Source organism: Terriglobia bacterium (assembly GCA_020073205.1).
Taxonomy (GTDB): domain Bacteria; phylum Acidobacteriota; class Polarisedimenticolia; order Polarisedimenticolales; family JAIQFR01; genus JAIQFR01.
On sequence record JAIQFR010000157.1, the window covers coordinates 1 to 7,004 of the forward strand.

The 7,004-nt window shown below is 68.5% G+C and carries 5 protein-coding genes; all 5 read left to right on the forward strand.

Annotated elements, in window-relative coordinates:
- Window positions 1-519 precede the first annotated feature (519 nt).
- Window positions 520-1,224 (forward strand): nucleotidyltransferase domain-containing protein, encoded by a 705-nt coding sequence (locus tag LAO51_19325; protein ID MBZ5640894.1) that lies wholly within the window; start codon window positions 520-522, stop codon window positions 1,222-1,224.
- Entirely contained in the window at window positions 1,202-1,564 is a 363-nt protein-coding gene (locus LAO51_19330) for a hypothetical protein (GenBank protein MBZ5640895.1), read from the forward strand. The genes LAO51_19325 and LAO51_19330 overlap by 23 nt, the downstream gene beginning before the upstream one ends.
- Before the next feature lie 602 nt (window positions 1,565-2,166).
- Complete coding sequence (locus LAO51_19335) at window positions 2,167-2,418, forward strand: hypothetical protein (protein MBZ5640896.1); 252 nt, start codon at window positions 2,167-2,169, stop codon at window positions 2,416-2,418.
- Window positions 2,411-5,188 carry a serine/threonine-protein kinase gene (locus LAO51_19340; GenBank protein MBZ5640897.1) on the forward strand — a complete coding sequence of 926 codons (2,778 nt, stop codon included), beginning with the start codon at window positions 2,411-2,413 and terminating at the stop codon, window positions 5,186-5,188. Before LAO51_19335 ends, LAO51_19340 begins: the two co-directional genes overlap by 8 nt.
- A gap of 203 nt (window positions 5,189-5,391) precedes the next feature.
- Window positions 5,392-7,004 (forward strand): hypothetical protein (locus tag LAO51_19345; GenBank protein MBZ5640898.1); only part of this gene is annotated, 1,613 nt, incomplete at its 3' end.

Genomic DNA, 7,004 nt, shown 5'->3' on the forward strand with positions numbered 1-7,004 from the left:
TCATTCGCCCTGTCCGAATAGCGTCTTCCACCACCTTTTCACATCAAAATGCTTTTGTACGAGGCCTCCGAGGGTTGATCTTTTCGGGGCCGCTTCTTGGTTTTGGATCATGGGAACGCCCATGCCTTCTTCGCTCTGACATTGGCCAACCTCTTCCCTGGAAAAACAGGATTAATAACGGGATTCGTTCTTCCGGTATGCGGACATACGAAGAAGACTTGGCTCCTTCCATAACCTGTCTCCAAAATGTCTCCAAGACTGTGGTGGACTCCAGGGGACAGCAGGGGACTCCGGGGGACTCGAAATCGGAAGAACGCAGAACACTGTCGGCCGATTTCAGCGAAAGTCCCGCGCCATCGTCCCTTTTCGTGAGCCCTGGAACGGGTTCGACTCCCATCGCCTCCACCAGCTAAGTAATTGACTTCAATATAGTTGGTCAATGTGCGTCGTGCGCTGTCGCCAGCGCTTGGCCCCTCGACCTTGATCATCGTACTCGAAGTGCGTACGATTGAACCCGATATGAGTACGACGTCACGTTCGCCTCGAGAGCAGCGAGAGCCCGCGGCAGTGCTGTTCGGCCAGACGCGCCGCCGCGTCTTGGGTTGGCTGCTCGGGCACCCGGACGAAGCGTTCTACCTGCGCCAGATCGTTCGGCAAACGGGCGCGGCACAGGGCGCCGTACAGCGCGAACTGAACGCACTCACGAGCGCGGGCATCATCCGACGGACGGTGGAAGGGCGACAGGTCTATTTCCAGGCGAATCGCGAGTCGCCGATCTTTCCCGAGCTGCGGTCGCTATTCCTGAAAACCGCGGGAGCCGTCGATGTACTGCGCGAGGCGCTGGCGCCGCTCGCCGACCGCATCGCCACCGCATTCATCTTTGGGTCCGCAGCCCGCGGGGAACTGCGCAGCGATAGCGACATCGACCTGCTCGTCGTCGGGGATGCGCCGTTCGCGGCGGTCGCCGCCGCCCTGACGGAGGCGCAAGGGCGGCTTGGGCGGGACGTCAACCCGACGGTTTACCCGTCGGATGAATTCAGCGCGAAAATCCGCGGCGGCCACCACTTCTTGACGAGCGTCCTCGGAGAACCTCACGTGTTCGTCATCGGAGGTTCGGATGAGCTTGGCGGACTGGGAGCGGAACGGCTGGCTGACGGCACACCGCACGAGCGGAAACGAAGTTCGCGACCTGCTCGCGGTCGTGGAGCGCGATCTCGCCGATAGCGAGGCCGAAGGCCTGAGCCCTGATTGGCGGATGAACATCGCCTACAACGCGGCGTTACAGGCCGCGACGGCGGCGCTGGCGGCAGCTGGCTATCGGGCCTCGCGGGACCAACACCACTATCGTGTGATCCAGTCGCTGCGTGAAACGCTGCGCATCGATGTGCAGACTGCCAACACGTTCGACGCCTTCCGGAAGAAGCGTAACGTCACCGGCTACGAGCGTATCGGCCTCGTTTCCGATGCCGACGCGGAAGCGATGCGCGCGTTGGCCGTCATACTCCGTGACGACGTCGTCACGTGGCTCAAGAAGAACCATACGGACCTCCTCAAGGGGCCGTGAGCTCCACGAAAGCCGAGACATGTCCGGGCGTCGACGCTCGTCGGGGAGATCTCCTCCGTCTGGGTCGGACCGCCGTTGGCGGCGAGGCCGCCGATACCGATCGCGGCAAGACTCGCGGTCGCGACACCCGGCTCGAAACCGATGGCGGCGCAGGAGCCGTCGCTGTCGAGCGACGCATCTCCCGGCGGTAGGAAGTAGCCTCGCCCCACGCAGTCCCTGGCGCTTCCCGCGATGAGCGAGTTCGTGAACTCCATCGCCTCGCCGCAGGGAGGATCGCAGAAGACGCCCCTGCCGTTCCCGACACGGTCACTTTTCGGATGTGGAGCACCGCGCAGGACCCGATGATGCCGTCCCCGCTTTCGCACGCGATCGTCGGGTTGGTGAAAAAAGTCGTTCCCCCGGATTCGCCGGGCGAGAAGCCGGTCGAGCATCCGGTGATGGTGATGCCCGTGGCCGACCGAGGTTGAACGTGCAGACACGCGTCGCGCCCCGGGACCTGCCGCACCGCCTCGGGCCGGGGCCCATGGGGTCGAGCCGTGCGCCCGCAGGCCTTAGAATGAAGGCGGCTAGAACGAAGGAGGGCGTCCGCAGAGGATGGCCGGATGGGCGACATCACGGAAGTCATCCGAGCAGCCGCCGGGGGCGATCGGAGCGCGATGGAGCAGCTCCACTCAAGTCGGTACGCGGAGCTGCGGCAACTGGCGTGGGCACGCCTGACGGAAGGCGGCCGCGGCGCCGTCCTGGACACGAGCGCCGAGGTGCACGACGGCTTCCTCCGCATGATCGAGCGCCAGAGGCAGAAGGCGCGGGCGTTCCTCATTCGAGGCGCTCGAGCGAGCCGGCGTCGTGACTGACGGCTTCGACCCTGCGAGCTGGGCCGCCGTCTCGGCGCTGTTCGACGAGCTGACGCAGCTCTCGGAGGTGGACCGCGGGTCTTGGCTCGAGGCGCTTCGCGGGCGCGACCCCACGGGGCACGCGAAGCTGCTTCGGCTGCTCGACGCGGACGCCGCGGCGGCGGCCGCCGAGTTCCTCGGGTCCCCCGCGGTCGCCCGTGCGGTCGAGCATGCCGGCTCGCCGACGCACGAAGGAAGCGCGGCGGACCCAACGGGCGACGCGGAGGGCTCGGTCGGCAGCAGGACGATCGGCCCGTACCGTCTCCTCCGGCTGATCGGAGAAGGGGGCATGGGCGAGGTGTGGCTCGCCGAGCAGGTCGCGCCGGTCCGGCGCCGCGTCGCGCTGAAGCTCGTCAAGGCCGGCATGGACACCCGCGAGGTGATCGCGCGGTTCGAGGCCGAGCGGCAGGCGCTCGCGGTGATGGAGCATCCCGCGGTCGCCAAGGTCTTCGACGCGGGCGAGACGCCTTCCGGCCGGCCGTACTTCGTCATGGAGTACGTCCCGGGGGAGCCGATCAATGCCTATTGCGACCGTCAGCAGCTCACCCCTGCCGAGCGCATCGCGCTGTTCGTCGAGGTCTGTGACGGCGTCCAGCACGCCCATCAGAAGGGGATCATCCATCGCGATCTGAAGCCGTCGAACATCCTGGTCGAGACGCGCGAGGACAAGCCGCTGCCGCGGATCATCGACTTCGGCATCGCCAAGGCGGCCGCCCTGCGCCTCACGGACAGGTCGCTCCTGACCGAGCTGGGCGCCATGATCGGCACGCCCGAGTACATGAGCCCGGAGCAGGCGGGGGTCTCGAGCCTCGACGTCGACACGCGCACCGATGTGTATTCGCTCGGGGTGATCCTCTACGAGCTGCTCGTCGGCGCGCTGCCCCTCGACTCCGCGACGCTGCGCGGCGCCGCGTTCGACGAGATTCGCCGCCTGATCCGCGAAGTCGATCCGCCACGCCCGAGCGAACGCGCGACCGGGCCGGGGCCCGCGACGCTGGAGTCGGCGAAGAACCGGAGGACGGAGCCCGGACGCCTGGCGGGGCTGCTCCGCGGCGACTTGGACTGGATCACCATGAAAGCGCTGGACAAGGACCGTGCCCGGCGCTATGCCTCGCCCTCGGAGCTGGCCGAGGACCTCGAGCGCCACCTTCGGAACCTGCCGGTCAGCGCGGGTCCGCCGAGCCTCGCGTATCGCGCGAGGAAGTTCGTGCGGAGGCACCGGCTCGGCACGGCGGCCGCCGCCCTGATCGCGCTCTCCGTCGTCGCCGGCACCATCGGCACGTCGCTCGCGCTCGTGCGCGCCCGGCGAGCCGAGGCGGTCGCGCGCCAGGAAGCGGAGGCCGCCCGGCAGGTCTCCGACTTCATGCGCGGCCTCTTCCGCGTGTCCGATCCGGGGGTGTCGCGCGGCGCCAGGCCGACGGCGCGCGAGATCCTGGACCGCGGCGCCGCGCGCATCGACAGGGACCTGGCATCCCAGCCGGCCGTGCGGGCGCGGCTGCTCGGCGTCCTGGCGGGCGTCTACCAGAATCTCGGGGAGTTCGAGCCGGCGGAGCGACTCTTCGAGGAGGCGCTGACGGTGCGGCGGTCGGCGCTCCCGGACGACAAGGCAGGGCTGGCCGCGCTCCTCGACCAGCTCGCGTGGCTCTACTATCTCCGGAACGAGTTCGGCAAGGCGCGTCCGCCGGCCCGCGAAGCGCTGGCAATCCAGGAGGCGATGCCGGCAAGGGACGATCACGTCTACGCGAACACGCTGCACACGCTGGCGTCGATCCTCGACAAGAGCGGGGATCACGCCCAGGCCGTCGTGTACTTCGAGCGCGCGCTTGAGGTGCGGCAAAAGGCCTTCGGCCCGGAGAGCGTCGAGGTCGCGCGGAGCCTGAACAGCCTCGCCATCGTGCGCCAGTCCCTGGGCGACCTCGCGAGCGCCCGCGCCTACTACGAACGCGCCCTCGCCATCGCTCCGAAGACGATCGGCGAGGACCATCCTCACGCCATCACGTGGCTCAACAACCTCGGCACCTTGCTGTACGACATGGGCGCCTTCGAGGAATCCCGCAAGGTGCACGCGCGATGCCTGGCGCTGCGCGAGCGAGTCTTCGGCCCGGATCATCCGGACGTGGCGCAGTCGCTCGAGAATCTCGGCGCCTCAGACCTCGAGCTGAAAGAGCCGCGGAAGGCGATTCCGCTCTGCCGGCGCGCGGCGGAGATCTTCCGCAAGGCGTACGGCGACGACAACCTGGACATGATGGACGCCCTCCAGTGCGTCGGGGACTCCCTCGCGGCCTCTGGCGCGGGGCGGGAGGCGGAGCCGATCTTCGACCGCATCATCCGGACGAGCCAGGCGCAGCCCGGAAACGGCGACAGCCGGCTCGGGTACGCCCTTCTGAGCCTCGGCCAACTCGAGACGCAGCAGCGCCGGCTCGGCGAGGCGCGCCGGACCCTCGACCGCGCCGTCGCGCTCCGGGAGAAGACCGACGGCAAGGCCAGCGTCTCGTATGCCGAGTGCATGGCGGCCGAGGCGCAGCTCCTCGCCGCGGAAGGACGTCCCGAGGCCGCCGCCGCCCTCTACGAAGAGGCCGTCAAGGCCCAGAGCGCGGTTCAGGGCGAGTCGCACCCCCACGTCCTGGCCGTCCTGGCCGCCTGGGCCGAGGTCCTCGAAAGGGCCGGCAAGCGCGACGAAGCCCTCCGCCTTGAAGCCCGGATTCGAGCGGCTCAACCGGCCAGGCACTGAAGGTCCCGCCCGGCCTCCCGTCTCGATCCTCGGCCTCCTCGACCTTGGCATAAGTCACAGGTCGGGAAGGACGGCCCGACGGTCCAGGCGCCCGTTTCTCGTCCAAACGGGCGTGCAGGGGAGAGAACGGCGGAGCGGCCTGTTTCCTTCGGACAAGACGGCTCGTTCGCGTTCTGCTGCCGGCACAACAGGAGGACCGAACGATGAGAACCACCTTCTTCGCCGCCCTTCGCGTGACGCTTCTCTCCTTCTCGCTGCTCCCGGTCTACGCCGCGACCCCGCCGCCTCTCGTGAGCTACCAGGGCGTTCTCCGGGACAACAACAACAACCCACTGAGCGGCAACTTCGACATGGTGTTCGCGTTCTACGACGCGGCGACAGCGGGCATCCAGATCCTGACCGACACGCACAGCGCGTCGAGCGCCAACGCGGTGGCCGTCAGCGGAGGGCTCTTCACGGTCCAGCTCGGAAGCGGCACGGTCGCCGACGGCAGCGGACCCGGCAGCTACACGTCGCTGGATGCGGTGTTCCGCGACTACGCCTCGGTATGGCTCGAGGTCCGGGTCGGCGCCGAGACGCTCTCTCCGCGTACCCAGCTCGTGTCGGCGCCCTACGCTCTGAACTCGACGAACGCGGTGAACGCGGTGAGCGCGGACACCGCGGTGACGGCCACGGAGCTCGACGGACAGCCGGCGGGCAACTTCGTCAATCTCTCCTCCGCGGTCCAGGTCAAGTATGGCTCGTTCGAGATCTTCAGCACCGATCCCAACTACTCCGCCTTGACCTCCCTCTGCCGGGCCCCGTCGAACGGGTACGGCCTCTACACCGACGGCTGCTCCCATTACGGGGTGTACTCCTACGCCAACGGCGGCACCGGCTCGACCGGGGTCTACGGGGCGGGGGAGTACCTCGGTGGCCAGTTCTGGGACATCCCGGGAGCCGACTACGCCTTCGTCGGGGACGCTCCCGACGGCGCCGGCATCGCGGCTCACGGCGTCGTCCGAGGCGGATACTTCTCGGACAATCGTGGCGACTACGGGGACTTTGCGATCGTCGACGGTTCCACGGGTGGAGAAGGAGTCTGGGGGCACGGCGTGACCCTCGGGGGGTACTTCGAGAACGGGGTCTCGGGGGCTTGGGCCTACGTCAGCTCGTCTGCCGGCGCCACCATCAGCGGCCCCGGCGCCAAGAACTTCGTCCAGAATCATCCCGAGCAGAGCGACCGCATCATCGAGTACTCGGCCCTCGAGGGTGACGAAGTGGGAACCTACACGCGCGGCAGCGCGAAGCTGGTCGACGGCGAGGCACGGGTCGCGCTGGGCGAGACGTACCGCTGGGTGACGAACCCCGAGCTCGGGCTGACCGTCCACCTCACGCCGGTGGGCGCCTCCGCGCATCTCTACGTCGCGGAGAAGTCGACCACGGAGATCGTCGTCAAGGGCGACCCGGGAGATCCGGACGTGGCGTTCGACTACCTCGTGATGGGCCTTCGCATCGGCTTCGAGAACGAGAACGTCGTGCGCCGGAAGGAGAGGCCGGCGCCGGTGCCGTCGCTCGCGGCCCTCGAGGCCCAGCAGGCCGAGCATCCGGAGCTGCGGTCGACCACCCCGCGGGCCCGCTACGAAGCGATCGAGCGTTCTTCGGGCCGGCGCGTTGCCGGGTCGTATCCCGCGGCGGACGCGCTCCTCGCCAAGATCAACGCCGCCGACCGTGGCTTCACGGAAGGTCGGAGTGCCGAGGGAGCGCGCATCGCGGGCCTCGCCGGCGCCGCCGGCGGGGCCGCGCCCGCCGGGGCCGGGAGGCCGCCGGATCCGAT